The sequence below is a fragment of the Prauserella isguenensis genome (genome assembly GCF_014191605.1).
GTDB lineage: Bacteria > Actinomycetota > Actinomycetes > Mycobacteriales > Pseudonocardiaceae > Prauserella > Prauserella isguenensis.
Genome location: NZ_JACHWU010000001.1, coordinates 348,955 through 374,987 on the forward strand (window position 1 = coordinate 348,955; position 26,033 = coordinate 374,987).

Below are 26,033 nucleotides of genomic sequence, written 5' to 3' on the forward strand. Positions count from 1 at the left end.
CGTGGCGGGCAAGTTCACCGTGCACTCCCCGGTGCGTCACGCACCGGTTGCCGCCGGTGCGGACCATGGAGAGCGTGCGGCGAACCGTGGCCCTCACGAAAGTCCTGACCAGCACCCTCCTCGACGACACCGACGACACCGACGACCACTGCGACACCGACCACCGGGGCGTCGCCGACGTCCGGCACCGGGCCGCGGGTACCCTCGAGGCCCTGGGCATCACGCTCACCGTCACCGGCCCGCTCACCACCTCCCCGCGCCTCGGAGCCGTGAACCCGCAACGCGGCGTGGGGACGCTCGTCGTGGCGAATCACGTGTCGTGGCTGGACATTCCGGCGTTGCTGGCCCTCGAGCCGGTGCGGTTCCTGGCGAAACGTGAGGTCGCGGGCTGGCCGTTCGTCGGCGGGCAGGCGCGGCGGATGGGCACGCTGCTGCTCGACCGGTGGTCACTGCGCGGGTTGCCTGCCTCGGTCGACGCCGTCGCGGAGCGTCTGCGCGCGGGCGAGACGGTCGCCGTGTTCCCCGAGGCCACGACGTGGTGCAGCGCCCCTGGCGGGCCATTCCGCCGTGCGGTGTTCCAGGCCGCACTGGACGTCGGCGCACCGGTGCGGCCCGTCACGCTGTCGTATCGCCAGCGCGGCGAACCGTCGACGATCGCGGCGTTCGTCGGCGACGACGGACTGGCCGCGTCGCTGGCCCGCGTGATCCGGGCCCGTGGACTGGAGGTTCACGTCGACGTCCACGACGCCCTCGACCCGACCGGCGACCGCCGCACCCTCGCCCGTCGCGCGCAGCGCGTCGTCCAGGGCGGCGCCGAGTTCCGGCACACCGCGCCGCAGAAGACCCCGTCACAGAACACCACGCCGCAGGACGCCACGCCGCACGACACAGCGCACCGCGACGCGACCCACCACCCCACGGTCGGCACCGACCCCGCGGGCACCACGAACGACGCCGACACCGGGCCGGCGCATGTTTGACGTGCTGCACGACATCACCACGCTGCTGCAGAGCCATCTCGACGAGCCGTGGTTGTGGCTGGTGGTGTTCGCGGTAGCGGGGCTGGATGCGCTGCTGCCGTTCATGCCCAGCGAGTCGACCGTGATCACGATGGCGGTCCTGCTGGGCGCGTCCGACGTGCCGGGGTTGGCGGGCCTGACGGTGGTCGCGGCGCTCGGCGCGTGGGCGGGTGACTGCGCGGGCCACGGGATCGGCCGCGGTCTCGGGCCGTTCGGCACGTCCCGTCTCCTGCGCAGCGAACGGGGCAGGCGGAACTACGCGTGGGCCGAGGACCGGCTCCGGAGGCATGCCGTACTGCTGATCGTCGCGGGCCGCTACTTCCCGGGAGGGCGGGTCGCGTCGTCACTGGCGACGGGCGGGCTGAAGTACCCGTTCGGCCGGTTCGCGCTGCTCGACCTGGCGGGCACGACGATCTGGGCGGTGTACTCGGTGCTCATCGGGGCGGCGGGTGCGGCGAGTTTCGCCGACGACCCGGTGGCGGGACTGCTCGTGGCGTTCGCACTGGGCCTGCTGGTCTTGGGTTTCGTCGAGGGTGGCAGGCGGCTACTGTCGCGCCGTGAGCACCGAGCCGACGAATCCGGACCGCGCTCCCGATCCGCGGAGCAATCTCCACAGGCGGAGCGATCCCAGCCCGCGGAACAATCCCAGCCCACGGAGGAACGACGGCCCGCTGAGCTACGAGACGCTGCTGACGGCGTTCGACGAGCAGGGCGACGCGCTGCGGGAGGCAGCACTGGAGGCGGGGCCGGAGGCGACCGTGCCGACGTGTCCGGAGTGGACTGTCGCACGCCTCGTTAGGCACGTCGCCGCGGTGCAGGCGTGGGTGCTGGCCTGCGTCGCCGACCCGGGCGGCAGCGAGGCGCGCGGCGAGCGCCCGCCGAAGGTGTGGGAGGAGATCGTCCCCTGGTGGGACGACAAGCGTGCGGCGCTGCGCCGCGCGTTCGACGCCGGTCCGGACACGCCAGCGCAGATGCTGTTCCCGTTCTACGAGGCGAACCTCGGCGCGTGGGCCCGGCGCCAGGCGCATGAGGTCGCCATTCACCGTGTCGACGTGGAGCTCGCGGGCCGCCAGGAGGCGACGACGTTCGACACGGCGTTCGCGGCCGACGGCGTGGACGAGGCACTGTCGATGATCATCCACCGCAGAGGCACGGACTGGTCGGCGGTCGGGGCGAGCGGCACGGTGCTCGTGCACGCCGAGGACGCCCGCCGCCTGTGGTCGTTGACGCTCGCACCGGGGCAGCCGCCCGCGCTCGCGGCGCCCGCCGAACCCGACGTCACGCTCAGCGGCGGGGCGGACGCCGTCTACAAGCGGCTGTGGCGCAGGCCCGCCGACGTGTCGATCACCGGCGATGCCGAGCTGCTGGACCCACTCGAGACCCCCTGACCAGCGCGAATACCCGCGGCGGATAATGGGTTGCCGTGCCCGATACGCGTAAGTACGTCATCAAGTTCGGCTGCCCCGACCGCACGGGGATCATCGCCCGCATCTCGTCGTTCCTCGCCGAGCTGGGCGGCTGGATCACCGATTCGGCTTATCACACCGACCCGGACACGGGATGGTTCTTCACGCGGCAGGTGGTGACTGCCGAGTCGATCCCGTTCGAGATCGACGAGCTGCGCGCGCGGTTCGCAGGCATCGCGCGGTCGCTGGGCGCGGAGGCCGACTGGAAGGTCCTCGACAGCGCCGAGCGCAGGCGTGTGGTGATCCTCGTGTCGAAGGAGGGCCACTGCCTGTACGACCTGCTGGGGCGGGTCGCCTCCGGGGAGCTGGACGTCGACGTCGCCGCGGTGATCGGCAACCACGAGCACCTCGCCGACATCACACGTGCGCACGGGATCCCGTTCCACCACGTGCCGTTCGGCAAGGACGCGGAGTCGAAGGCCGAGGCCTTCGCGCAGGTGGCACGGCTGGTCGACTCCCACGACCCGCACGCGGTGGTGCTGGCGCGGTTCATGCAGGTCCTGCCGCCGGAACTGTGCGCGGCGTGGGCGGGCCGGGCGATCAACATCCACCACAGCTTCCTGCCGTCGTTCATCGGCGCGCGCCCGTACCACCAGGCGCACCAGCGCGGGGTGAAGCTCGTCGGCGCGACGTGCCACTACGTGACGGCCGACCTCGACGCGGGGCCGATCATCGAGCAGGACGTGATGCGGGTCGACCACACCGATTCGGTCGACGACCTGATCCGCAAGGGCCGCGACGTCGAGAAGGTCACGCTCTCGCGCGGCCTGCGGTGGCACCTAGAGGGGCGCGTCCTCGTGCACGGCAACCGGACCATGGTGCTGTGACTCGCCCGCCGACGCGCCTACCGGCTGCCCCGCCGGCGCCGACCGGGCGGTGCGGGATACGGGGACGATCATCGGCGTGCCGGTCTCGGGGTCGTCGATGACGCGGCACGACAGGCCGAACACGTCCTCGACGAGGTCGGCGGTGACGACCTCCGACGGCTCGCCCTGCGCGGCGACGACCCCGCCGGGCCGCATGACGACCAGGTTCGTGGCGTAGCGGCACGCCTGGTTGAGGTCGTGCAGCACGGCGACGAGGGTGTGCTCGCCGTCGTCGTGGAGGTCGGCGCACAGGTCGAGAACCTCGATCTGGTGCGCGATGTCGAGGAACGTCGTCGGCTCGTCGAGCAGCAGGATCGGCGTCTGCTGTGCCAACACCATCGCCAGCCACACCCGCTGTCGTTGCCCGCCGGACAGTTCGTCGACGACCCGCTCGGCCAGGCCCGCGACGCCGGTGAGCCGCATGGACTCGGCCACGACGGCCTCGTCCTCGGCCGACCACTGCCGGAGCACGCTCTGGTGCGGATATCTGCCGCGCGCGACCAGGTCGCCGACGGTGATGCCGCCCGGCGCGGTCGACGACTGCGGTAGCAGGCCGAGCCGCTTGGCCACGTCCTTCGACCGCTGCGACGTGATCGCCTTGCCGTCGAGGTGCACGGCGCCCGCCTTGGGTTTCAGCATTCGCGCCAGCGCCTTGAGCAAGGTCGACTTTCCGCACGCGTTGGGGCCGATGATCACGGTGAACGACCCGTCGGGGATGTCGACGGACAGTCCGTTCGCGACGGTCGCCTGGTCGTAGGCGAGCGTGAGGTCCTCGGCGCGCAGCCTCGTCATGCGTACCTGCCCTTTCCGCGCCATTCCGACGCCAGCAGCCAGATCAAGTAGAGCCCGCCGACACAGCCGGTGGCCGTTCCGACGGGCAGTTGCGCCGCGGGGAACAGCTGCTGCACCAGCAGGTCTCCCGTCGCCAGCAGCAGCGCCCCGACGAGCGCGGTCGTCACCAGGCCGGGCGCAGGCGACCGCGTGAGCCTGCGGGTGAGCTGCGGTGCGGCGAGTGCGACGAACGTGATCGGTCCCGCCGCGGCGACGGCGAAGGCCGCGAGCAGCACGCTCACGCCGATCAGCACCGTCCGGTCGCGCCCGGTGCGCACGCCGAGCGCGCTCGCGGTGTCGTCGCCGAGTTCCATCATCGACAGCGACCGCGTCCGCGACAGCGCCACCGGCAGCAGCACGGCCAGTGTGACGGCGGCCGCGACGACGTGTTCCCAGCCGCGCGAGTTGACGCTGCCGACGAGCCACGCCTGCGCGGTGAGCGCGTCGTGCAGGCTGGCGCGCGTGATGAGGAACGAGTTCGCGGCGACGGCGAGCGCGTTGATGCCGATGCCCATGAGCACGAACCGCAGACCGCTCACGCCGCGGTGGTAGGCGAGCACGTAGATCAGCAGCGCCGCGACGATGCCGCCGGCCAGTGCGCCGAGCGAGACCTGCAGCATCGTGCCGCCCAGCACCGTGATGACGACGAGCGCCCCCGTGGCGGCCGCACTGGTGAACCCGATGACGTCGGGGCTGCCCAGCGAGTTGCGGGTGACGGTCTGCAGGAGCCCGCCGCTCACGGCCAGCATCGCGCCCACGAGCACCGCCACCAGCAGTCGCGGCAGCATCAGCGTGTAGACGACGAAGTCACCCGTCTCGTCGCCGCGGCCCGCCAGGGAGGCGAGCACCTGGCCGAGGGTCAGCGAGTACTCGCCCGCGGTCAGCGTCACGATCATGACGGCGGCCAGCAGCGCCGCGACGACGGCGGCGACGACGAGCGTGCGCGGCGCGAGACGCAGCGACAGGCCGCCCGCACGGACGACGCGACCGGAGACGGGCCGGGTACCTGCGCGCCGGGGACTCGTGGCCGCGGTGTGGGAGTTCGCGGTGTCGGGGTTCGCGGTGTCGCTGGCCGCGGTGTCGCTGGTGGGAGGCGGGGTCACAGGGAAGTCAGCTTTCGCTTGCGGCACAGGACGAGGAACACCGGCACGCCGATGACCGCCGTGACGATGCCGACCTGGATCTCCGCGGGCGGCGCGACGACACGGCCCGCCACGTCGGCGCCGACGAGCAGCATGGGCGCGAGCACCAGGGAGTACGGCAGAACCCAGCGTTGGTCGGGTCCGGCGATGAACCGGGCGACGTGCGGCACGGCGAGTCCGACGAACCCGATCGGGCCGACGGCGGCCGTGGCGGCGCCGCACAGCAGCGTGATCGCGACGGCCCCGGCGATGCGGATGCGGTCGGGGTGCGCGCCGAGCGCCTTGCCGAGGTCGTCCCCCATGGCGAGGGCGTTGAGCGGACGCATCAGCAGCAGGGCCGCCGCGACGCCGACGGCCATGAACGGCAGCACGGGCAGCAGCACGTCGTAGTAGCGGCCCGACAGCGACCCGACCTGCCAGCGCCGGAACTCCTCGAACGCATCCGGCGCAGTGAGCATGAGACCGCTGTTGACGGCGAACAGCACCGCGGTGACGGCGGCACCGGCGACCACGAGCCGTTCCGGCGTGGCGCTGCGCGCGCCCGCACTGCCGAGCGCGTAGACGACGACGCTCGCCACGGCGGCCCCCGCGAACGCGAGCCACACGTACCCGAGCACGGTCGTGATGCCCAGGTAGGTCAGCGCCAGCGCGACACCGGTCGAGGCGCCCATCGTGATGCCGAGCAACCCGGGGTCGGCGAGCGGGTTACGGGTGAGGGCCTGCATGAGGGCGCCCGCGAGGCCGAGGCTCGCACCGACGAGCACGGCGAGGATCGTGCGCGGGATGCGGTACTCGTGGATGACCACGGACGCGTCCGACCCGTCGGCGTGCCACAGCAGGTCCCACGTCTGCAGGAAGGGAATCCCCTTCGACCCGAACCACACGCTCGCCAGCGCGAGGAGGAGCAGCACTCCGACGGCCACCAGCAGCCCCGCGCCGCGTACGACGGTCCCCCGCGTGGTGGGCGCCGGGGTGGGTGGCTCGTGAGCCGTGGCGGACGCCCGGTCCGTGGGAGCCGCGCCGCCCGGGACGGCCGCATCGCCCGCACCTCGCCCGCCACGCGCGCCGGGCGAGGTGCGGGCTCCGGGCTCGGTCCCGGCGGTCGACGACATAAGGTGAGGCTAACCAATCGGGTGACGCGCCACGACGTGTGTCTCCCCACGCCGGCCGCTCCCGGGGTGCGCCCGCACCCCGTGGCCGGTGTTGCGACTCCCGGGGCCCGTGTTGCGGATCCCGGGGACCATGTTGCGGATCCCAGGGACCGTGTTGCAGGTCCCAGGGACCGTGTTGCGGATCCCGGGGACCGATCACCGCGCGTGTTCTGCATTCGGGCACGCGTGTCCTGCGCTCCTGCACGCGTATCCCGCACTCGGGCACCGTTCCCGGTGCTGGTCGGCGCCGGTTTCGGGGTCGCCGTTCCCGACACCAGGGCAAGGGCCGGGGCAGGGCCGCGAAAATCCGTTGCGCCGGACGGTCGCAGGCGCACAGGCTGCGCGCATGACCTGTCCACGTACCGCGTTCCGTCCGGCCTTCGCCGGCGACGGCCTCCACGACCGCGGACACCCCGACCACGGGCTCCTCCACGACCACGGCGCTCCGGTCACGGTGTCCCCGTCGTCGGCGTCCCGTCCGCCTGTGGCGTCGTGGTGCGGCGACAGCGGCAGCACGCGGGGAGGTCGACCGCCACGCGGCGATGACCGTCGGTTCCGCCGTGGGCGGTGGTGCTGGTCGCGATCGCCGGGGTGATCGGGGGCTCGGCGATCGCCCAGCACGGCGGCACGCCTGGTGACGGCTGTGGTCTCGAGCACCATGGTGATCGGGCTCGCTGCCATGACGGCGGCGAGTGTGTAGAACCGGATACAGGACCCGAATCAGGGTTCCCGGACGAGGGAGCCGTACCCGGAAGCACGACAAGACGGCCGTCGAAAGGGGCCTGCCATGTCGTGGCTGATTCTGGTCGTATCGGGCCTGTTCGAGGCCGTCTGGGCGACCGCGCTGGGCAAGACCGCCGGGTTCACGAGGCTGTGGCCGTCCGTGGTGTTCTTCGCCGCGCTCGCGGTGAGCATGGGCGGACTCGCGTACGCGATGCGCGACCTGCCGACCGGCACGTCCTACGCGGTGTGGGTGGCGATCGGCGCCGTCGGCACGGTGGTCTACGCCATGGCCACCGGCGACGAGACGATCTCCCCGCTGAAGGTGCTGTTCCTCGTCGGCATCATCGGCTGTGTCGTGGGCTTGAAGGCCGTGAGCTAGCGGATACTCGCGGGGCGGAGGTCGGTCCACTCGGCGTCGACGTAGCGCAGGCAGGCCTCGCGGGTGTCCTCACCGAACACCACGCGCCAGCCCGCCGGAACGTCCACGAACGACGGCCAGAGCGAATGCTGCTCCTCGTCGTTGACCAGCACGTAGAACCGGCCTTCATCGTCCTCGAACGGGTTCATCGGTGACTCCTCATCCTCGGTGGGCGGCGTTCGGTCGCCGCTCCGTCGGCCATCCCGGCTCGTCAGCGCTCACGGTCCGCTGACGGCGAACTCGGCCGTCAGCCGGGAGTGACGGCGTTGCACCACGGAGTCGAGGATCTCACCGGAGCGGATCGCGTTGTTCGACAGCAGCGACGACGTGATGCCGTGGGTGTGCTCGGTGGCGCCGCCCTGCAGGTAGACGCCCGCCGACAGGGCGGTGCCCCCGCGCACCCGGTAGTCGCGCTCGACGCGCGGCCTGCCGGAGGCGTCCCGGGTGACGTGGGGTGCGAGCCCGTCGAGTTGGGCGTCGACGTCGGCGGGCCGGTAGCCGGTGGCGTACACGACGACGTCGGCGTCGAACACCGATTTCTCCCCGGTGCTGAGCGATTCCACCGTCGTGCGCACGCCGTCCGCGGTTTCGACCACGTCGGTCGCGCGGGAAGCGTGGAAGAAGCGCAGCCGCTCCCTGCCGAGCACCCGCTCGCGGTACAGCCGCCGGTACAGGTCCTCGATGAGTTCCAGGTCGACGACCGAGTAGTTCGTGTTGGCGTGGTAGTCCATCAGCCGGTCCTTGACGTCCTGGGGCGCGTCGTAGAACTCGTCGACGGACGCCGGGTCGAAGATCCGGTTCGCGAGCGGACTGTCGTCGGAAGGGCTGTAGCCGAACCGCGAGAACACCGCGCACACCTCGGCGTCGGGGAACGTCGAGTGCAGGTGGGCCGTCACCTCGGCCGCGGACTGCCCCGCGCCGACCACGACGAACCGTCCCGCGTCGGTGGGCACGGACTGCGTCCGGTGCAGCAGTTCGCTGTTGTGCCAGACGCGGTCCGACAGTTCGGCATCGTCGGGCAGCCTCGGCTGCAGACCCGTCGCCAGCACGACGTTGCGCGCCCGGTACACCGTTCCGCACGCGGAGCGCACGTCGACGTAGGCGATCTCGTCGCCGTCGAACACGGGCTCGACACCGACGACCTCGCGGCCGTACGACACCATGTCGCCGACCCGCGCCGCGCACCATTCGAAGTAGTCGTGGAACTCCGCCCGCAGCGGGAACAGCGTCTTGTGGTTGACGAACTCGACGAGTCGTCCGCGATCGTGCACATAGGACAGGAAGCTGAACCGGCTCGTGGGATTCCGCAGGGTGACGAGGTCTTTGAGGAACGACACCTGCATGGTCGCGTCGTCGATGAGCATGCCGCGGTGCCAGCCGAACGAGGCCTGCTTCTCGACGAAGTGTGCCGCGAGCGGCTCGGCGGCACTCTCGTTGTACTCGGCGACTGCGATGGCCAGGGCCAGGTTCGACGGCCCGAAACCCACTCCGATCAGGTCGTACAGCGGTACATCGCCTGCGAGCCCCTGTGTCATACCAGTCCTATCGCCGAGACAGCCGGACAGAGGATACCCTAACCTAACTAAGGTCGACCTCAGTTAGACCTTTTGAGGGTGATCCTCGACTCCGCGGCGAAGTGTTGCCACATTAGGTAAGCCTTGCTTAACTGGGCGCGTTTCGCTCACGACGTTACGGAGGACCGATGCGGGTCGTCATGTTCGGCTACCAGACGTGGGGGCATCGCACCCTGCGTGCGCTGCTCGATTCGGAGCACGTGGAGGTGGCGATGGTCGTCACGCACCCGAAGTCCGAACACGCCTACGAGCGCATCCTGGCGGACTCGGTCGAGGACCTCGCCCAGGCCAACGGCGTCGAGTCGGTCCTGGCCCACCGGCCCGACGAGGCGCTCGTCGAGAAACTCCGCGCGGTCGAGCCCGACCTGATCGTCGCCAACAACTGGCGCACCTGGCTGCCACCGGAGATCTACAACCTCCCGACACACGGGACGCTCAACGTCCACGACTCGCTGCTGCCCGCCTACGCCGGTTTCTCCCCCATCATCTGGGCGCTCATCAACGGCGAATCCGAGGTCGGCGTGACCGCGCACATGATGAACGAGGAGCTCGACGCCGGTCCGATCGTCGGCCGGAAGTCCGTCGCCGTCGGTCCGCGCGACACGGCGATCGACCTGGTCCACGCCACTGTCGACCTGATCGAACCCCTGGTGGCCGAAGCACTGGAATTCATCGCCGCGGGCCGCACCGACTGGACCCCGCAGGACCGGTCGAAGGCCAGCTTCTTCCACAAGCGCTCGCTCGAGGACAGCCGCATCGACTGGACGTGGCCCGCCGAGGACCTCGACCGGCTGGTGCGCGCGCTGGCCGACCCGTATCCGAACGCGTACACGTTCCACAAGGGACAGCGGATCCGCGTCACCGAGGCGTCCGTGTCGGACGGCACGTACGGCGGCACCCCGGGACGCATCTTCTACCCCGAGGGCAAGGGTGTCGTGATCGTCGCGGGCGCCGACGCGCGCTTCGGCCGCAACCGCGGGCTTCGCATCGAACGCGTGCGCACCGAGGACGGAACCGAGTACGCGGGTACGGAGTACTTCACGACGATGGGCGGCTACCTGACCTCGCACCCGTGAGGTAACGCCCCCAGGGCATTGTGGAGAGGTTGAGCGCGCCGAATCCTCCCCTCGCGGGCGGGGCGCACTCGACACCACCGAGACGCGCCGCCGGTTCGCGCCCCGAAAGCACGCGAACCGGCGGCGACCACTGTCATGAACAGACAGCGCGGACCGACCCTGTGCTGCCGCACCTCGACACGGAACGCCTACGCGCGGACGAGCATCTTCCCCGTGTTGGAACCGGCCAGCAGGTCGAGGAACGCCCGTGGCGCGCTGCGGACGCCGTCGACGACGGTCTCGCTGTAGCGGATCGACCCGTCGCCGACCAGTGGTGCGACCTCCTCGATGAACCGCGGCCTCGCCTCGAGGTGGTCACCGACGAGGAACCCGCGCATCGTGATCCGCTTGGCGATGAACTGCACCAGGTTGCGCGGCCCCGGCTGCGGTTCGGTCGCGTTGTACTGCGAGATCATCCCGCAGATCGCGATCCGCCCGCCCAGGTTCATGGAGGCGATGGCCGCCTCGAGGTGGTCACCGCCGACGTTGTCGAAGTAGACGTCGACACCGTCCGGTGCGGCGGTCGCCAGCTGGTCGGCGACGGGCCCGTCCTTGTAGTTGAACGCGGCGTCGAACCCGAGTTCGTCGGTCAGCCATCGCACCTTCTCGGAGGAACCGGCGCTGCCGATCACGCGCGACGCACCGCGCAGTTTCGCGAGCTGCCCGACCATCGACCCGACCGCACCCGCGGCACCCGACACGAACACGACGTCGCCCTCGGCGAAACGCGCCACGTCGAACAGTCCCGCGTACGCGGTCAGTCCCGGCATGCCCAGTACACCGAGATACGCCGGTGCGGGTGCCGCCGTGACGTCGATCTTCGCGGCGTTGTCGGCGTCGACGACCGCGTGGCTGCGCCAACCGAGCTGGTGCAGCACCGTGTCGCCGACCGCGAAGCCGTCGACGTTCGACTCCACGACCTCACCGACAGCGCCTCCCGTCATCGCCTCGCCCACCTCGTAGGGCGCGGCGTACGACTTCGCCGAGCTCATCCGGCCGCGCATGTACGGGTCGACCGACAGCCACGTGTTGCGCACCAGCGCCTGACCGGGGCCGGGCTGCGGGACGTCGACGTCGGCGATCTCGAAGTTCGCCATCGTCGGCTCGCCGTGCGGCCGTTCGGCGAGACGGATCTCCACCGCGTTGTCACCGGCCGCCGTCACGCCGTGGCCACCTTTTCCAGGTTGTCGAGCACGCCGTCGTAGATGCGCTTGAGCCCGCCGGGCGCGAACGTCTTCTCGAAGAAGCCGCCGATGCCGCCTGCGCCCTGCCACGTCGTCTCGATGCGCACGGTCGATTTGTCGCCCGCCTCGGCGACGGTCCACGTGGTGACCATGCTCGAGTTGGCGTCGGTCTCCACGATCGTTCCGGGCTTCGGTTCCGTGACCGTGGCGGCGACGTCCCGCACCCGCTTGGACGTGGCCTGCAGCTTCCAGGTCGCGACCGTGCCCGCACCGGTGCCGCCCTCGGTGACGGCGTAGTCGCGGTAGGCCTCGGTGAGGATCTTCGGCCTGGTCTCGGCGTAGTCGGCGACGAGCGTGCGCACCGTGTCGGCGGGCGCGTCGATCGTCCGCTCGGCGGTGGCGGTGACCTGTCCCATGTGCTCTCCCTGTTGATCGTGTGGCGGGTCCGCGTCCGGCCGAGCACGAGCCCGCCCGCCGCGCGAGCCCGGTACTACTTGGCGAGGCCCTCGATGACGTCGGCGCCCGGCAGCTCGGCGAGTGCCGTCCCGGTGACGAGCAGCTTGCTGCCCCGGATGCCGCTGCCCACGATGAGTTCCGGCGCGCGGGCGACCGCCGCGTCGACGAGGACCGGCCAGTCCGACGGCAAGCCGATCGGAGTGATGCCGCCGTAGGCCATGTTCGTCAGCTCGACGGCCTCGTCCATCGGCGCGAACGACACCTTGCGCACGTCCAGGTGCTTGCGGATGACGTTGTTGACGTCGGCACGGGTCGTCGCGAGCACGAGCGCGGCGGCGTAACGCACCTCGCCCCCGCGTTTACCCGCGACGACGACGCAGTTGGCGGAGGCCTCGAGAGGTGACGAGTACGCCTCACAGAACGCGGCGGTGTCGGCCAGGTCCGGATCGATCTCGGCGATGCCGATCGGCGCCTTGACGGAGTCGAGCGCGCCTGCGACCGGTTCGGCCATGAGGTCGGGACGCTCGGCGGCCGCCTGCACGGTGAGCGTCCCCGCGATGTTCCAGTCGTTCACGTTGCCACCGTAGGTCACCGCGTCGGCGGCGAAGTCCGGCACGTCACCAGGAGGAGCCGCCGCGCTGCACCTCGATCAGCTTCGGGCGTACGTCCACGAGGTAGACCAGCGCCGCGACGATGCCTGCCAGCCAGAAGATCAGCCCGGCGCCGTAGAAGTTGAACAGCAGCATCGCAAGGGTCGCACCACCCGTGATACCCAGCCACATCGGCTTCGTGTGCCGGTCGGCTGCGGTGTAGGCGTCGGAGCGCTGGGTCAGCGCGTGCACGAAGGCGACCAGGCCGGCGAGCGTGCCTGCCCAGTCGATGGCGAACACGATCCAGTACGCGAGATACGGCACGCCACCCAGCGTACGTCAGACGCCGAACAGAGTTCGGGCTCCGGTTGCGGAAACAACCGGAGCCCGAACTACAGGAGGTCAGCTCACTTGTCGGTCTTCGAGCCGGTGTTGTTGCTCGTCGAACCGGTCGACTTCTTCGCGGCGCCGGTGGTGCGGCGGGTGGTGGTCGACTTCGCGGTCGACGCGGTCGACGTGGTCGAGGGCTTGGCGGCGGTCTTCGGCTTGGCCGGCGTCGTGGCTTCCTCGACGGTCTCCTCGGCCTTCTCGGCGGCACCGGAGACCTTTTCCGCCGTCGCCTCGACGACCTCGTCCGCGTCGTCACCCGCGCCGCGCACCGTGGACGTCACCTTCGAGACGACTCCGTCGATGCCCTTGCGCACATCGGCCGTGGCACCGTCGACGCGCACCTGCACGGTCTGGAAGGTCTCGCCGAGCTGGTCGGTGGCCTTCTTGAACTGCGGCTGCGCGAGCAGCTTGTCCCAGGCCTCCTCACCGGACTCGGCGAGTCGGTGATACAGCTTCAGCGCGGCGTCGGTGTACTCGTCGAGCAGCTTGCGCAGCTCGGCCGGGTCCAGCTTCCCTCGGAGCCCCTCGAGTTCCGACGGCAGCTCCTCGATGTTCTTCTTCGCGTCCTCGAAGCCCTTCTTGGCGTCCTCGACGCCCTTGCGCACGGCGTCACCGCCGTCGGAGTAGCGCTCCTTGGCCTTGGCCAGCGCGTCGTTCACGGCCTGGCTCGCGAGGTTGCCCGCGCCCAGCGCAGCGAGCAGCGGTGTCTTGATCTGGTCGACGGGAGTCCTGGCGTCGTCGGCCTTGGTGCTCTTCGCGGACTCGGTCTTGGCGGACTCGGTCTTGGCGGACTCGGTCTTGGCGGTTTCTGTCTTGGCGGTCTCGGTAGCCATGGCGGCTCACTCCTCGGCGTGCGGCTGTTCGGGTTCGGTTCCGGGCGTGCTCTCTTCGCGGTTCTGCCTGCGGAACGACTCGTAGACGTCGAGCAGAACCGTCTTCTGGCGCTCGGACAGCTCGGTGTCGGCGCGGATCGCGTCGAGTACCGGCCCCCCGTCCGGCAGGTCGAGAATTCCGGCCTGCACGTAGAGCGCCTCCGCCGAGATTCGCAACCCCTTGGCGATCTGCTGCAGGATCTCCGCGCTGGGCTTACGGACCCCGCGTTCGATCTGGCTCAGGTAGGGGTTGGAAACACCGGCCAGTTTGGACAGCTGCCGCAGGGAGATCTTGGCGCTGCTCCGCTGCTGACGGATGTACGACCCGATGTCCCGGCCGAGGTCGGCCATCCTGTCCATCGGTCCGGACGCGTCGTCATCGCCCGCACCGGCGCCGGGCTGGTCGTCGCGGTCACCATCGGGGCCGTCGTCACGACCCCCGACCCCGTCCGACTTGCCCGTCACGCCTGCACCTCCTTGCGACATTTCCCACGGTAACCACGAGTGCTAGCTATTGCAAGCACTCTGCTTGCACCCTTCGCGTGTGAGGCGGCACACCCGTGGCCGGTCCGAATGAGTTCCCTCCGAGCCGACACCTTCCCGCACAGGTCGGCCGGCTCGTCGCTGCATGTTTCCTCGACGACGAAACGTGCCGGATCGACGCTCGACGAGCACACGTCCGTCTACATGGGCCAGTTCGACGATTCGAGAAGTCCGGATCTTCGCGCCACGTTTCGGCTTCCCGGACCTGATGACCTACACCGACATCGCCCACGAACTCGGCTGCGACCTGCACAGCCGGTACAGCCCGCCCACCGTCGTCCCGACGATCACCACGGGCCGTACGAGCCCGCGATCGACGAGCTGCCCGAACCGCGTTCCGAATGCCCGCCGCACACCGGGCCACGAGGACACGGACCCGTTCCACGACCCACGCAAACTGGGCCGAGGTCTCAGCTCGGGGTCTAGCAGGCGCAGAGGCAGAACGGGTGGCCGTCCGGATCGGCGTAGACGCGGAACGTCTCCGGCTTGTCGTCGAGCAGCCGCGCACCGAGTTGCACCGTCCGCTCGTGCTCCGCGTCGAGGTCCTCGACCGTGAAGTCGAGATGCAGCATCTGCGGCCGTTCGTTCGACGGCCACGTCGACGGCCGGTAGTCCGGATCACGCTGGAAGCTGATGTCCGCCCCGCCGTCCGGATTCACGAGCGTCACCCATTGGTCGTCCGAATCCGGATCGAGCTTCCAGCCGAGCAACTTCCCGTAGAAGTCCGCGAGCCGATACGGCTCGGGACAGTCCAGGGCGACACAACCCAGTGTTACCGACGTACTCATCAGCGCCTCCTTGCGCTCGACCCATCACGACAGCGACCCATCGGGCGACGACCACCCAGCGACAACCACCCCAGCGACGATTAGTCGCCGGACGGCCCGGCATCGCGACCGGCGGACATCCGCCTAACCGATGAACACAATATGCCGGTTACGCGCGCCGGGCGCAACCACTGTCCCGGATACACTGGTGACGTGAACGCGGACGTGAGTCTGGTGCTGGACTTCCTCAACACGCTCGACGTCGAGGACGACACCGACGTGTTGCGTTCCGTCGCCGACTGGCACGCCTGGGCACACGCGCGTGAGCTGACGCCGGGGCCGCCCGAGGAGGCCGTCCGTGCCCGGCGGGTTCTCCGCGAAGCCGCCGGCGAGCCCTCCGGCGACACCGCCACCACTTCCGACACGCCGCCGGGCAGCCCGGACGAGCCGCGCATCCCCGTCGACGTGGCGTTCCGACTCTCCCCGTCGGCCGATCCACAACTGGTCGCCGACGACGCCGTATCGGCCGTGTTCACGGCGGCGATGCGACTGGCCGTGCTCGGCGACTGGCGCCGCATCAAGATCTGCCCGGCCGACGACTGCCTGTGGGCCTTCTACGACGAGTCCCGCAACCGGTCGCGAACCTGGTGCTCGATGCAGGTGTGCGGCAACCGCGTGAAGGCGCGCACGTTCCGCAAGCGCACGGGCTCATCCGGCGACGAGGACGCCACAGCCGGTTGACCACACCCGGCCAAACCTGTGGATAACTACGTGGATAACCCCGCCTACTGTGGATAACCTCACCCTGCCGGGTGGCCTGGACCACACTTCGAGTGGACCGGACCAGGCTCCGTCAGCAGGTGATCACGCACAGCAATCGGTGGGCCGCGTCCGCCAGCGAGCCGCCGACGCCGTGCCGGACGAGCTGCCGTCAGAAGAGCAGCTCGCCGACCGTGTAGATGACCAGGCCGGCCAGCGCGCCGACGACCGTGCCGTTGATGCGGATGAACTGCAGGTCACGGCCTACCTGGAGCTCGACCTTGCGCGCAGTCTCCTCGGCGTCCCAGCGCTCGACGGTGTCGGTGATGATCGTCGTGATCTCCTGCGAGTAGCGGCGCACCACGTGGCCCGCCGCGTCCTCGACCCAGCCGTCGACCTTCCCGGCCAGCTCCGCGTCCGACTGCAACCGCTCACCCAACGTGCACAGCCCCTCGCGCACGCGCGTGCGCAGCTCGCTCGACGGGTCCTCGGCGGCGGTGAGCAGCATGTCCTTCGCCGTTGCCCACGCCGAGCCGATCAGCTTCTTCACCTCGGGGTGCTCGACGAGCTGGCGTTTCACGGCGTCCGCGCGCGCCATCGTCTCCGGATCCTTCTGCAGGTCCTGGGCGAACTCGCTCGCGAACCGGTCGAGTGCCAGCCGCATCGGGTGGTTGACGTCGGTCTTCACGGCCCACGCGAACGTCAGCACCTCGCCGTACACCTTGTCGGCCAGCATCTCGTCGACGAATCGCGGCGACCACGACGGTGCCCGCTCCGACACCACGCGCAGCACCGTGGCGTGATTGGTGCGGACCCAGTCGTACGCGCGGTCGCACATCAGGTCGACGAATCGGTAGTGCGCACCGTCGGTCAGCACCTGTTCGAGGAGCTTGCCCAGCGGCGGACCCCATTCGCGGTCGACGACGCGGCGGACGACGGCCTGTTCCATCACGGCCTGCACGTCCTCGTCGCGCAGCACCGTCACGGCCCCGCGCACGACGGTCGACAGCTCCGACGTCACCCGCTCGGCGTTGTCGGGAACGGCCAGCCACTCGCCCGTGCGCCGCGACACCTCGAGACGCTGCAACTTGTCCCGCACGATCGGTTCGGACAGGAAGTTCGCGCCGACGAAATCGCCCAGGCTCTCGCCCAGCACGTTCTTCTTGTTGGGGATGATCGCCGTGTGCGGGATCCTGATCCCCAGCGGATGCCGGAACAACGCGGTGACCGCGAACCAGTCCGCGAGTCCGCCGATCATCCCCGCCTCGGCGGCGGCGCGCACGTACCCGACCCACGCGGACCAGCCTTCGCTCTCGGCCCATCTGGCCAGTAGGAACACGACCGCAGCGCCGAACAGGAACGCCAGCGCCACCCGCTTCATCCGGCGTAGGCCCTGCCGTTTCGCCTCCTCACCGGCAAGGCCACCGGAGGGCACTCGCCCCGGTGCCGGGGCACCGGCGGCCCGTCCGCCGGATGCCCCGGCGCCGGATGTCACGTCGTCACTCGGTTGCTCCACACCCGCATTGTCCGTGAGGATCGATTCTCGTGCGCCCACCTCTCGCTGCTCGCCTCCAACCGTTCACGTCGACCGTCTTCGCCGAGATGACGGCCCTGGCCACGCGGACCGGTGCGGTCAACCTCGGTCAGGGATTCCCGGACACCGACGGCCCCACCGGGATGCTCGACGCCGCCCGGGACGCCCTGTACGGCGGCAAGAACCAGTACCCGCCCGGGCCGGGACGGCCCGAACTGCGGCGGGCCGTCGCCGAGCACCGCACGCGCTACGGCCTCCACTACGACCCCGACACGGAAGTTCTGGTCACGGCGGGTGCCACGGAGGCGATCGCCGCCTCCCTCCTCGCGCTGGCCGACCGTGGCGACGAGGTGATCGCCATCGAGCCGTATTACGACTCGTATGCCGCGGCGATCGCCATGGCGGGCGCGGAGCGCCGCACCGTACCGCTGACCTCCGACGGCACGCGGTTCGCCCTCGACGTCGACGCCCTGCGCGCCGCCGTGACGCCGCGCACCCGCGCGATCCTCGTCAACTCGCCGCACAACCCGACCGGCACCGTGTTCACTCGCGACGAGCTGACGGCCATCGCCGAGGTGTGCGTCGAGAACGACCTGATCGCCGTGCAGGACGAGGTGTACGAGCACCTGACGTTCGACGACGTCGAGCACACGCCGCTCGCGACGTGGCCGGGCATGCGCGAACGCACCGTGTCGATCTCGAGCGCGGGCAAGACGTTCAACTGCACCGGGTGGAAGATCGGCTGGGTGTGCGCGCCCGCCGAGCTGGTCGCGGCGGTGAAGACCACGAAGCAGTTCCTCACGTTCGTCTCCGGCGGACCCCTGCAGCCCGCCGTGGCGTACGCGCTGGAGCACGAGCTCGACTGGGTCGAACAGCTGCGCACGTCGCTGGCGGCCAAGCGCGACCGGCTGTCCAAGGGCCTCACCGACGCAGGCTTCTCGGTGTGGCCGAGTGCGGGCACGTATTTCGTGTGCGCCGACGTCCGCCCGCTCGGCTTCACCGACGCCGAGGACCTGGCATGGCGTCTTCCCGAGCTCGCCGGTGTCGCGGCCGTGCCCGTCAGTGTGTTCACCGACCACCCGGACGAGTGGAATCACGTGCTGCGCTTCGCGTTCAGCAAACGCGACGAGGTGCTCGACCAGGCTGTGGAGCGCCTGCACCAGCTACGCCGAGGCTGAGACATTCGGCCGATCACAGACCCGCGATCGGTGGAAACTCCGGCCTCGGTGCTAGAAAGACCGCGGCCGGACCTGCGACGATCCCGGCCACCGGCCGACCGCCGGGACGGCCAGACCGCGGGAGAGTGCGATGGGAACGACGGTGCGCGTGCGCGGCGCCGTCGTCGTGCGCGCCTTCGTGGTCGCCGCGTTCGCGCTGATCGCCTGGTTGCTGATCGCCGGCTCGGCGTCGGCGTCGAGCCCGGCCGCCGACACCGCCACCGGCGACACCGACACGTCCGTCACGGATTCGGCTGCTGATGCCGGCGTTCCTGCCACCGAATCCGCTGTCGAGGGCGCGGCCGTCGCCGAGGACAGCGACGACACCGGCACTGCCGACGCTGCAGCCGAGGAGGGTGCAGGTCCTGTCACGGGGCCGGATGATCCCGCGGGGTCGGACGCCGGCTCCGATGCCGCGACGTCGACGTCGGCCGTGGCTCCGGCGCCCGACGGGGCACCGGCGACCGATACGGCACCGGCGGGCGCAGCACCCGAAGTCGCAGCACCCGAAGTCGCCGCATCCGAGAACCCGGCACCCGAGGTCGCTACATCCGAGAGCGCCGCATCCGATGTCCCGGCGGCCGACATCCCGGCGGCAGAGGACACCACGGCCGCCGCCCCGGCCGTCTTCGCGTCCACGACCGGCCAGTCCGAGGACGCGACCGCCGACATCGATACGGCCCCCGCGGACCCCGAGCCGGGCGACACGGGTGCCGCCGAGTCGGCGCCGTCCGGGGCCACCGGGTCGTCCGACGGCGGACTGGTCACGGGACTGACGGGCACTGTCGTCCACGGATTGGCCGGTGACGGCGACGACGGCCTGCTGCAACGCGTGACCGGCACGGTGAAGCAGGTCGACCGCATCGTCCGCGGCACCGTCACGCAGGTCGAACGGACCGTCACCGACAGCGTGGACCGCGTCGCACCGCCGCTCGGCCCGTCACCGCAGTCCCCGGCGGAGCCGACCGGCCGCGAACCGGCGGGCATGCAGCCCGCGGAGGCGCCGGCCGGCGACATCGAGGCCGCAGCGCCCGCCTCGACCCGTTCCGCCGATGCGCCGCGTGTGGCCCCCGCGGCGCCGGTTCCCACGACAACGGCGGCCACCGAGCAGCCCTCCTCACCGCTGCACGACCGCGGTGAGCGGGTGTCGAACGCCGCTCCGACCACCCCCACGCCGGCCGTTCCGAAGCCGGCTCCCGCGACGTCGGTCGCCGCTGCGAGCTGCGACAACGGTGGTGCCCGCGCTCAGCAGGGCATCCTCCCGTCGACGCCCGCCACCGAACGGCTCCGCACCGTCGGCACCGTGAGCGCATGCGACGTCGACGTCGACGCGGTCCACCTCGGGCTGCCTCTCACCGCACCGGACTGACCCCGACCGGCGACTTCGTCGGGCCACTGTGCCCATCGGGCGACCTCCGCCCATTGCCGTAGCCATCCATCGCGTGTGACGCGACGCGTACACGTGTCTGTTTCGGGGTAATCGCCATGTATCGACGACTTCCCGTCCGGCCGACCGCGCCTGGCTGGGACGGGTCCTGGCTCCGGCGCCGCGCTGCCCCCGCGGCGCCGGAGCCGTGTTCGGGTGCGCGCCGCATCGTCACGCTCACCGCGCCAGGCGGGGCGATGCCGACGCTGCGCACCTAGCCGCCGGGCGGACCGGCATAGCGAGGGGCGATGCCGGTGCCGCAGGCGGCATTCCGTGTCACGCGACACGGATGGAGCCGGTGCGCCGGGTCTTCCGCGCCGTTTCTGGAGTGACGGCACCCCCGAGACCCGGCGCACCGGCTCCGCTCTTGTGTACCTTCCGGCCCCGGCCGCGCGTCCCACGGCGTGAACTCGGTGGACCGCAGCACCGATGTCATCCGATAGTGGTCCGTGTGGCGACCACGGCGCAGTTCGAACTCCATCCGGTGACGGTGCGCCGTGATCCGGCGCGAAGGCTGACCCAGCTCGTCGTGGGACTCGTGCTGTTCGGCACGAGCATGGCGATGATGTCGCGGTCCCTGCTCGGCCTGAACCCGTGGGACGTGCTCCACGAGGGCCTGATGCACCGCACCGGGCTGACGTTCGGCACCGTGACCGTCGTGACGGCGGTGACGGTGCTGTTGTTGTGGATCCCGCTGCGTCAACGTCCCGGCATCGGCACCATCGCGAACGTCGTGCTCATCGCCGTCTCGGTCGACCTGGTGCGCTGGGCGCTGCCGCCGCAGGACCACCTCGCGGTGCAGATTCCGCTACTGCTCGGTGGAATCGTGCTCAACGGGCTGGCGACGGCGATGTACGTCGGCGCGCGCCTGGGCCCGGGCCCGCGAGACGGCCTGTTCACGGGACTGACGGCGCGTACGGGTCTGTCGGTGCGACTGGTGAGGACGGCGCTCGAGGTGTGCGTCCTCGCGGCGGGCTGGTTGCTCGGCGGTACGGCGGGTGTCGGCACCGTGCTGTTCGCGCTGTCGATCGGCCCGCTGACCCAGCTGTTCCTGCCGCGGGTGGTGTGGCGCCCACGCTCGTGAACCGTCACGCGGCGTGCCTGCGGTGCCGTAGCGCCCGGTGGAGCCGTTTCGCGCGTCGCCGAACGGGCTGGGCCACCGGGTGCGGCGTCGGCGGGTGCACCTCGGGCGCGGCGAGGGGGTCGAGGACTCAAGTCGACATGCGGTGTCAACACAGGTTGACAACTACGGTGGGCGGCGTGCCGCGGATCGAGGTCGCCGAGCAGGCGGGGACGAACCTCGCGGGCGAGCCGCGCCCGACCGAGGACCGGGTCGTCGTGGTCGATCCCGTGCCGGGACACGGTCAAGACGCAGGTGCGGTCGCCGTGCTCGACGGGGCGACGGAGCGGCGGCCGGGCTTACCGAGCGGCGGCTGGTACGCGGAACAGCTCGGTGGGCACCTGCGCCAGGCGCTACTGCGCTCGGCCGACCCGGAGGTTGCGCTGGCGTACGCGATCGACGCCGTCGCACGGGAACACGACCTGCAGCCGGGGACGAGCCCGTCCAGCACGGTCGCGCTCGCCTGCTGGACCGCCGACACGGTCGAGGCGCTCGTGTTGGCCGACAGTCCGGTGGTCACGTTCGGGCCGTCCGGGCTGGAGGTCGTCGCGGACTACCGGCTGGCGCAACTGCGCGCCGCAGGCAGGCTGCGCAGCCGCAGCGCGGTGGAGGCGCTGCGCAATCGTGACGGCGGGTTCTGGGTGGCCGAGGCGGAACCGACGGCGGTGGCACAGGCGGTGCGGGCGCGCTGGCCACGCACCGACGTGCACGCGCTCGTCCTTGCGACCGACGGGGTCGCTGCGGGTGTCGACGACTACGGCGTGTTCGACTGGCACGGCCTGCACGGGCTCGCGCATACCGCCGGGCCGCAGGCCGTACTGGACGCCGTGCGGGACGCGGAGCGGTCCGATCCCGAGCGCACCCGGTGGCCCAGGCCGAAGGTCCACGACGATCAGGCGCTCGTGGTGGTCGACTTCACCGACCGATCCGGGTGATCTCAGGGATTTACCCGGAACACACCGCTATGTCCGATGCGTTGTGATGTACGTATGCCCAGTCCGCCGTCGCACGCCAAGGTCCACACCGTGGATGTCGCGCGTACCCGTGCGTGGACGATCGCCGCGGCCGCGGGATTGGGCTGGGCACTGTTCACGCTGATCGTCCTGCACTCGGTGAGCTCGTTCGACCCGTTGACGGATCCGCTGAGCCGCTACGCCTTCACCGACCGGGGTGGCGGCATGCTCGAGGCGAGCCTGTTGTCCGCGGCGGTCGGCGTGATCGCGGTGCGCGGTTCGGTGCTGTCGGCGGGCCTGCCGTTGAGCAGGACGACATCGACGCTCGTGTACGCGACGTCGACGGGCCTGGCCACCGCCGCACTGTTCCCGGCGACGTTCAGTTCTGACATCGACCCCGTCAGCGGGCGCATCCACCAGTACGCGAGCGTCGTGGCGTTCGCGAGCCTGCCCGCGATCGCGCTCTCACTGCTCGACGTCCTGCGTGCGACACCCGTGCTCGCACGGGTCGCCTCGGCGTTGACGTGGCTGTTGCGGATCGCGCTCGTCAGCCTGGCCTTGTTCGGCGTGAGCTATGTCGCCGACGCCCTGGCAGGCGTACCCGGGTTCGCCGTGGTCGCCGAGACCGTGCCCGTCGGGTTCACGCAGCGGATCGTCTTCCTGGTGGACCTGTGCCTGCTCGCTGTGCTGCTGGTCGGTGCCATGCGGCATGCCCGCGCGTCCGCCGACCCGGCTTCGGCCACGGCACCCGCGACGGCACCCGCGACCGCCGTGCAACCGGCGGTGACCGGAGCCTCACCCATGACACCGCTCGCCGGACCGCCTGCCGACACCGGCCGCTCCGTCGCCCACGAGGCCGTCGACGGCTCCGCGAACGGATTCGGCTACCACGACGTCCGTAACGCGGACCTGCAGCGCAGCGACAGAACCGACGCAGTCACCTGATCAACGGCCGCCGTCCGGTACCCGCCCGCGGACCGGCAACCACACCGTGCCGTCCACATCGGACCTCAGTTGCCCACGGCACATTTTCCGGCTGATCGGGAAACACAACGTGTGGGTCGTACGTTTAACGGGTAGCTGCAGCACGCAGCCGGCATACGACTTCGGGGAGTGAACCGTGAACGCACACAGCCCGACCGCTCCGACCCAGAACCCGCAGCCGTCGCTGCCTCGCGTCGACGAACCGAACGACGAGCAGCGCCGCCGGGCCGTGCGCGCGATCGCCTCCGCGGCACGCGATGCCGAGGACTGCGCCATGCTCCTCGACGCTCTCGGCCTGGATCCCGAAGAGGGACGGACCAATCTGCCGTCGCAGCGCGATCAGTGACACGCAGCCGGTGAGCACGAGGAGCTGATCCGCCCACGCCGCGGATCTCACCCCGGCGGGTCCTCTCGGACCTCGGCCGGGCCCATGTCGGTGGCCCAGCGTGTCGGGGCAGCGCCGGGTCCGGCCGGCCCCCACTACCAGGTCGCCCCTCGAGCGGGGCCCGCTCGAGGGCAGCCCTCCGACCGAGCCGGCCCACGAAGCCGGTGCGCATCGGCGGCCGTGCGCACGCGCGAGTACCGGGCAGGAGCCGCCGACCTCCCATGGTTGGTTACGACGCGCGCAGCAGCTGTTCCTGCGGGACATCCGAGGCCATCGCCGACGAGTCGACGTGCGCGAGGGGCTGGAAGTGCTCCGTACAGCCACAACCGCCGTCGACCGTTCCACAGTCGATGACCAGCGAATGCCGCTCGACTCCGAAGCTGAGACAGGCCATGTCCGTGCACTCGACGAACCCGGACTCGTGTTCCACGAGCGTTCCGTGGCAATGATCGATGCCGGCCGCACAGCTCGAACAGGTCATGGGTCTTTGGTACCACCACCCCTCCGCATCTCCGGACGGGACACGCCCTGATGTGATATCGGCTCTGACGTCGGCTTGGCAGAACCGTCCGCATCGCATCCCCGGGGTGCGGGACGGGCCGGCACGCTGGAGAATCGAGTACCGCCGAGCGTCAGGCGGATTTGCGGGTCGAGCGACCCGAACCACCGCTCCGAGTCTTTCGCTCCTCGGACTCCTCGCCTGCCGAGCCCGCGGATTTGCCTGCGGCCGAGCCGGCACTGTCCGATTCCTTCGTGCCCGAGCTCTTCCCACCCGAGCTCTTCCCACCCGAGCTCTTTCCTCCTGCGTTCTTTCCTCCTGAGCCCTTGCGTGCCGAAGCCTTGCCTGTCGAAGCCTTGCTGCTGGAGGACTTGCCGCCGGAAGACGTTGCCGTCGATTCCCTGCCGCCCGACGATGTGCCATCGCCCGACTTCGTACCTGTCGACCTGCGGCTCGCCGACTTCGTGCCCGTGGAACCGTTCGACGACGCCTTGGAGCCGGACGAGCGGGAACTGCGACTTCCGGCGCCGGACGTCCCACCGTCCTCGGCCGAGTCGGAGTCCCTCGCCTCTTTCGCCGCCGTCACACTGGCCTGGAGGGCGGACATCAGATCGGTGGCCTCGGGTTCCGCCTCCACCTCGGGTGGAGGCGCGGTTTCCTTGCCCTCGATCTTCGACTGAATCAGGTCCAGAAGCGCCTCGCGATAGCTGTCCCGATACTTGTCGGGCTCGAAGACGCTGTCCGAGAGCGAATCGATGAGCGAGCTCGCCATCGACATTTCCTGCGATCGAACCTCCGGCGGATCCTCCCGGAGGAATGGGAAATCGACCTCGCGCACCTCGTCGGGCCACAGCATCGTCGTCAACACCATGACGTCCGAGACCACCCGCAGCACGGCCAGCGATTCGCGTTGCCGAATGGCGACCTTCGTGATGGCGACCTGTCCGGACTTGTGCAGTGCGTCGCGCAGCAGCACGTACGGCTTGGTCGCGGCCTTCTGCGGTTCGAGGTAGTAGCTCTTGTCGAAATAGATCGGGTCGATCGCTTCGAGTGGGACGAACTCCTGGACGTCGATGGACCGAGAGGTGGAGATCGGCAACTCGGACAGTTCCTTGTCCGTCAGCACGACCATGCCACCGTCGGAGAGTTCGTAGCCCTTGGCGATGTCGGCGTACGGCACCTCCTCGCCGTCCACCGTGCACACACGTTTGTACTGAATGCGTCCGCCGTCGGCCTCGTGCACCTGTCGCAGCGACACGTTCTTGCTTTCCGTCGCTGCGTACAGATGGATCGGAATAGTCACGAGCCCGAAGGACACCGCACCTTTCCACATGACGCGCATACCGGGAACGGTACGCGTTTTCGCAGTTCATCGACACCGTTCACCGCCCCACCCTGCGGTCGACGGCAGCACGCCGGGCCTCCTCGACCTCGGCGTTCACGCCGTCGACCTGGGCCGCCAGATCCGGATGACTGTCACGCAGATGGGCCACTGCCGACACCATCGGACCGATCAACAACACCGGGTCGTCGTTGCCGAGCGTGCGGGACACCACGTCGACATGAGGCCTCGCCTCGTCGTCCACGTCGTCCAGCGAGCCGACCAGCGCTGCCAGCTTGCGGACCACCTCGGAGTTGTCCTGTGCCCACGCTCGGACCGCCCGTTGCCCCGCACGGCGATCACGCTCCGCCTGTACTCGTGCGTCGGCCGTCAGGCCGGCTTCTTGTTCCGGCTTGCGCATCCGCAGATAGCGCCGTTCCGCCGCCTGTCTACTCGCAACACCGAGCACGGGGGCGAGATCCGCCCAGCTCACCCCCATCCGCCGTGCCGCCCCTATCAACCGGGGCTCCCAGTCGGCGAGCTCGTTGCGCAGCTCGCGCAACGTCGCCAGTGCGGACACCACATCGTCCGCGCCGACCACGTCATGATGCGCAGCCCGCTCGACCGTCTCGTGCAGCTCCTCGTACCGATCCACGACGTCAACGTAACGACGACAATCGACACTTGTCAACGGACTGACGACGGTGGTACGACTGAACGGAAGCAAT

General features: G+C 70.2%; 28 protein-coding genes, 1 pseudogene and 1 riboswitch. Of the genes and pseudogenes, 13 read left to right on the forward strand and 16 right to left on the reverse strand.

What is annotated here, in order from left to right:
• Positions 1–74: 74 nt before the first annotated feature.
• The 4 genes from FHS23_RS01620 to purU are packed head-to-tail and all read left to right on the forward strand — an operon-like array spanning position 75 to position 3,312.
• Positions 75–980: a lysophospholipid acyltransferase family protein gene (locus FHS23_RS01620; RefSeq protein WP_343053567.1), complete on the forward strand. Its 906-nt coding sequence runs from the start codon at positions 75–77 to the stop codon at positions 978–980.
• A complete protein-coding gene (locus FHS23_RS01625; protein ID WP_183646586.1) occupies positions 973–1,818 on the forward strand; it encodes a DedA family protein in 846 nt (281 codons plus the stop codon). Before FHS23_RS01620 ends, FHS23_RS01625 begins: the two co-directional genes overlap by 8 nt.
• On the forward strand, positions 1,754–2,407 hold the full coding sequence (locus tag FHS23_RS01630) for a maleylpyruvate isomerase N-terminal domain-containing protein (protein WP_246381482.1): 654 nt from the start codon (positions 1,754–1,756) through the stop codon (positions 2,405–2,407). Before FHS23_RS01625 ends, FHS23_RS01630 begins: the two co-directional genes overlap by 65 nt.
• Positions 2,408–2,442: 35 nt before the next feature.
• Positions 2,443–3,312, forward strand: a complete 870-nt coding sequence (purU, locus tag FHS23_RS01635; RefSeq protein ID WP_183646589.1) for a formyltetrahydrofolate deformylase — start codon at positions 2,443–2,445, stop codon at positions 3,310–3,312.
• Here purU and FHS23_RS01640 read toward each other — a convergent pair.
• Genes FHS23_RS01640 through FHS23_RS01650 form a run of 3 tightly spaced genes read right to left on the reverse strand, consistent with a single transcriptional unit; the run spans position 3,265 to position 6,436 of the window.
• A complete protein-coding gene (locus FHS23_RS01640) occupies positions 3,265–4,143 on the reverse strand; it encodes an ABC transporter ATP-binding protein (RefSeq protein WP_183646592.1) in 879 nt (292 codons plus the stop codon). The two genes, purU and FHS23_RS01640, sit on opposite strands and share 48 nt — an antisense overlap.
• A complete protein-coding gene (locus tag FHS23_RS01645) occupies positions 4,140–5,285 on the reverse strand; it encodes a FecCD family ABC transporter permease (RefSeq protein WP_183646595.1) in 1,146 nt (381 codons plus the stop codon). Before FHS23_RS01645 ends, FHS23_RS01640 begins: the two co-directional genes overlap by 4 nt.
• Positions 5,282–6,436 carry a FecCD family ABC transporter permease gene (locus FHS23_RS01650; protein ID WP_183646598.1) on the reverse strand — a complete coding sequence of 385 codons (1,155 nt, stop codon included), beginning with the start codon at positions 6,434–6,436 and terminating at the stop codon, positions 5,282–5,284. The genes FHS23_RS01645 and FHS23_RS01650 overlap by 4 nt, the downstream gene beginning before the upstream one ends.
• Before the next feature lie 747 nt (positions 6,437–7,183).
• A riboswitch (guanidine-III (ykkC-III) riboswitch) is annotated at positions 7,184–7,248 on the forward strand.
• 14 nt (positions 7,249–7,262) lie between these two features.
• Between FHS23_RS01650 and FHS23_RS01655 the strand changes: the two genes are divergently transcribed.
• Positions 7,263–7,577 (forward strand): DMT family transporter, encoded by a 315-nt coding sequence (locus FHS23_RS01655; protein WP_183646601.1) that lies wholly within the window; start codon positions 7,263–7,265, stop codon positions 7,575–7,577.
• On the opposite strand, the gene FHS23_RS01660 is transcribed toward FHS23_RS01655, so the two are convergent.
• Entirely contained in the window at positions 7,574–7,765 is a 192-nt protein-coding gene (locus FHS23_RS01660) for an MbtH family protein (RefSeq protein ID WP_183646605.1), read from the reverse strand. The genes FHS23_RS01655 and FHS23_RS01660 overlap by 4 nt on opposite strands.
• 69 nt (positions 7,766–7,834) lie before the next feature.
• Positions 7,835–9,151: a lysine N(6)-hydroxylase/L-ornithine N(5)-oxygenase family protein gene (locus FHS23_RS01665; protein WP_183646609.1), complete on the reverse strand. Its 1,317-nt coding sequence runs from the start codon at positions 9,149–9,151 to the stop codon at positions 7,835–7,837.
• 167 nt (positions 9,152–9,318) lie between these two features.
• Between FHS23_RS01665 and FHS23_RS01670 the strand changes: the two genes are divergently transcribed.
• Positions 9,319–10,266, forward strand: a complete 948-nt coding sequence (locus FHS23_RS01670) for a methionyl-tRNA formyltransferase (RefSeq protein ID WP_183646612.1) — start codon at positions 9,319–9,321, stop codon at positions 10,264–10,266.
• 188 nt (positions 10,267–10,454) lie between these two features.
• On the opposite strand, the gene FHS23_RS01675 is transcribed toward FHS23_RS01670, so the two are convergent.
• The 7 genes from FHS23_RS01675 to FHS23_RS01705 form a co-directional block, all read right to left on the reverse strand.
• Positions 10,455–11,468 carry an NADP-dependent oxidoreductase gene (locus FHS23_RS01675; protein WP_343053569.1) on the reverse strand — a complete coding sequence of 338 codons (1,014 nt, stop codon included), beginning with the start codon at positions 11,466–11,468 and terminating at the stop codon, positions 10,455–10,457.
• Positions 11,465–11,905: an SRPBCC family protein gene (locus tag FHS23_RS01680; protein ID WP_183646615.1), complete on the reverse strand. Its 441-nt coding sequence runs from the start codon at positions 11,903–11,905 to the stop codon at positions 11,465–11,467. The genes FHS23_RS01675 and FHS23_RS01680 overlap by 4 nt, the downstream gene beginning before the upstream one ends.
• Positions 11,906–11,979: 74 nt before the next feature.
• Positions 11,980–12,519, reverse strand: a complete 540-nt coding sequence (locus tag FHS23_RS01685) for a YbaK/EbsC family protein (RefSeq protein WP_183646618.1) — start codon at positions 12,517–12,519, stop codon at positions 11,980–11,982.
• A gap of 43 nt (positions 12,520–12,562) precedes the next feature.
• Positions 12,563–12,859, reverse strand: a complete 297-nt coding sequence (locus FHS23_RS01690; RefSeq protein ID WP_183646621.1) for a DUF2516 family protein — start codon at positions 12,857–12,859, stop codon at positions 12,563–12,565.
• 83 nt (positions 12,860–12,942) lie between these two features.
• The gene (locus FHS23_RS01695) at positions 12,943–13,758 is read right to left on the reverse strand and encodes a hypothetical protein (protein WP_246381264.1); all 816 of its coding nucleotides are present in this window, start codon (positions 13,756–13,758) and stop codon (positions 12,943–12,945) included.
• Positions 13,759–13,764: 6 nt separating this feature from the next.
• Entirely contained in the window at positions 13,765–14,157 is a 393-nt protein-coding gene (locus tag FHS23_RS01700) for a helix-turn-helix domain-containing protein (RefSeq protein WP_183650598.1), read from the reverse strand.
• A gap of 605 nt (positions 14,158–14,762) precedes the next feature.
• Entirely contained in the window at positions 14,763–15,128 is a 366-nt protein-coding gene (locus tag FHS23_RS01705) for a VOC family protein (RefSeq protein WP_183646624.1), read from the reverse strand.
• 192 nt (positions 15,129–15,320) lie between these two features.
• On the opposite strand from FHS23_RS01705, the gene FHS23_RS01710 reads away from it, so the two are divergent.
• A complete protein-coding gene (locus FHS23_RS01710) occupies positions 15,321–15,848 on the forward strand; it encodes a CGNR zinc finger domain-containing protein (protein ID WP_183646627.1) in 528 nt (175 codons plus the stop codon).
• A 190-nt stretch (positions 15,849–16,038) separates the two neighbouring features.
• On the opposite strand, the gene FHS23_RS01715 is transcribed toward FHS23_RS01710, so the two are convergent.
• Positions 16,039–17,301, reverse strand: coding sequence for a DUF445 domain-containing protein (locus tag FHS23_RS01715; protein WP_343053738.1), 1,263 nt, complete (start codon positions 17,299–17,301; stop codon positions 16,039–16,041).
• 110 nt (positions 17,302–17,411) lie between these two features.
• Between FHS23_RS01715 and FHS23_RS01720 the strand changes: the two genes are divergently transcribed.
• The 6 genes from FHS23_RS01720 (at position 17,412) to FHS23_RS01745 (ending at position 23,446) form a co-directional block, all read left to right on the forward strand.
• Positions 17,412–18,578, forward strand: coding sequence for a pyridoxal phosphate-dependent aminotransferase (locus tag FHS23_RS01720; RefSeq protein WP_183646632.1), 1,167 nt, complete (start codon positions 17,412–17,414; stop codon positions 18,576–18,578).
• A gap of 130 nt (positions 18,579–18,708) precedes the next feature.
• On the forward strand, positions 18,709–19,986 hold the full coding sequence (locus FHS23_RS01725) for a hypothetical protein (protein ID WP_183646635.1): 1,278 nt from the start codon (positions 18,709–18,711) through the stop codon (positions 19,984–19,986).
• 508 nt (positions 19,987–20,494) lie between these two features.
• Positions 20,495–21,127 carry a membrane protein YczE gene (gene yczE / locus FHS23_RS01730; RefSeq protein WP_425501065.1) on the forward strand — a complete coding sequence of 211 codons (633 nt, stop codon included), beginning with the start codon at positions 20,495–20,497 and terminating at the stop codon, positions 21,125–21,127.
• Between the two features lie 176 nt (positions 21,128–21,303).
• Entirely contained in the window at positions 21,304–22,098 is a 795-nt protein-coding gene (locus tag FHS23_RS01735; RefSeq protein ID WP_343053571.1) for a hypothetical protein, read from the forward strand.
• A 54-nt stretch (positions 22,099–22,152) separates the two neighbouring features.
• Positions 22,153–23,061 carry a DUF998 domain-containing protein gene (locus tag FHS23_RS01740; protein WP_183646644.1) on the forward strand — a complete coding sequence of 303 codons (909 nt, stop codon included), beginning with the start codon at positions 22,153–22,155 and terminating at the stop codon, positions 23,059–23,061.
• Positions 23,062–23,236: 175 nt separating this feature from the next.
• Positions 23,237–23,446 carry a hypothetical protein gene (locus FHS23_RS01745; RefSeq protein WP_183646646.1) on the forward strand — a complete coding sequence of 70 codons (210 nt, stop codon included), beginning with the start codon at positions 23,237–23,239 and terminating at the stop codon, positions 23,444–23,446.
• Between the two features lie 268 nt (positions 23,447–23,714).
• Here the strand turns inward: FHS23_RS01745 and FHS23_RS01750 are convergent, their stop codons facing one another.
• From FHS23_RS01750 to FHS23_RS01760, 3 genes and pseudogenes are all read right to left on the reverse strand, one after another.
• Positions 23,715–23,966 carry a hypothetical protein gene (locus tag FHS23_RS01750; protein ID WP_183651253.1) on the reverse strand — a complete coding sequence of 84 codons (252 nt, stop codon included), beginning with the start codon at positions 23,964–23,966 and terminating at the stop codon, positions 23,715–23,717.
• 579 nt (positions 23,967–24,545) lie between these two features.
• A pseudogene (gene ku / locus FHS23_RS01755) lies at positions 24,546–25,326 on the reverse strand (non-homologous end joining protein Ku); the annotation flags it as partial.
• A gap of 40 nt (positions 25,327–25,366) precedes the next feature.
• Complete coding sequence (locus tag FHS23_RS01760; protein WP_183646653.1) at positions 25,367–25,960, reverse strand: HSP18 transcriptional regulator; 594 nt, start codon at positions 25,958–25,960, stop codon at positions 25,367–25,369.
• Positions 25,961–26,033 lie beyond the last annotated feature (73 nt).

Bases quoted from the DNA above. Each gene is read 5' to 3' on its own strand.
- FHS23_RS01625 (WP_183646586.1), top strand. From the start codon at position 973: ATGTTTGACGTGCTGCACGACATCACCACGCTGCTGCAGAGCCATCTC.
- FHS23_RS01640 (WP_183646592.1), bottom strand. From the start codon at position 4,143: ATGACGAGGCTGCGCGCCGAGGACCTCACGCTCGCCTACGACCAGGCG.
- FHS23_RS01650 (WP_183646598.1), bottom strand. From the start codon at position 6,436: ATGTCGTCGACCGCCGGGACCGAGCCCGGAGCCCGCACCTCGCCCGGC.
- FHS23_RS01655 (WP_183646601.1), top strand. From the start codon at position 7,263: ATGTCGTGGCTGATTCTGGTCGTATCGGGCCTGTTCGAGGCCGTCTGG.
- FHS23_RS01660 (WP_183646605.1), bottom strand. From the start codon at position 7,765: ATGAACCCGTTCGAGGACGATGAAGGCCGGTTCTACGTGCTGGTCAAC.
- FHS23_RS01665 (WP_183646609.1), bottom strand. From the start codon at position 9,151: ATGACACAGGGGCTCGCAGGCGATGTACCGCTGTACGACCTGATCGGA.
- FHS23_RS01670 (WP_183646612.1), top strand. From the start codon at position 9,319: ATGCGGGTCGTCATGTTCGGCTACCAGACGTGGGGGCATCGCACCCTG.
- FHS23_RS01680 (WP_183646615.1), bottom strand. From the start codon at position 11,905: ATGGGACAGGTCACCGCCACCGCCGAGCGGACGATCGACGCGCCCGCC.
- FHS23_RS01695 (WP_246381264.1), bottom strand. From the start codon at position 13,758: ATGGCTACCGAGACCGCCAAGACAGAAACCGCCAAGACCGAGTCCGCC.
- FHS23_RS01700 (WP_183650598.1), bottom strand. From the start codon at position 14,157: ATGGACAGGATGGCCGACCTCGGCCGGGACATCGGGTCGTACATCCGT.
- FHS23_RS01705 (WP_183646624.1), bottom strand. From the start codon at position 15,128: ATGAGTACGTCGGTAACACTGGGTTGTGTCGCCCTGGACTGTCCCGAG.
- FHS23_RS01725 (WP_183646635.1), top strand. From the start codon at position 18,709: ATGGGAACGACGGTGCGCGTGCGCGGCGCCGTCGTCGTGCGCGCCTTC.
- FHS23_RS01740 (WP_183646644.1), top strand. From the start codon at position 22,153: ATGCCCAGTCCGCCGTCGCACGCCAAGGTCCACACCGTGGATGTCGCG.
- FHS23_RS01750 (WP_183651253.1), bottom strand. From the start codon at position 23,966: ATGACCTGTTCGAGCTGTGCGGCCGGCATCGATCATTGCCACGGAACG.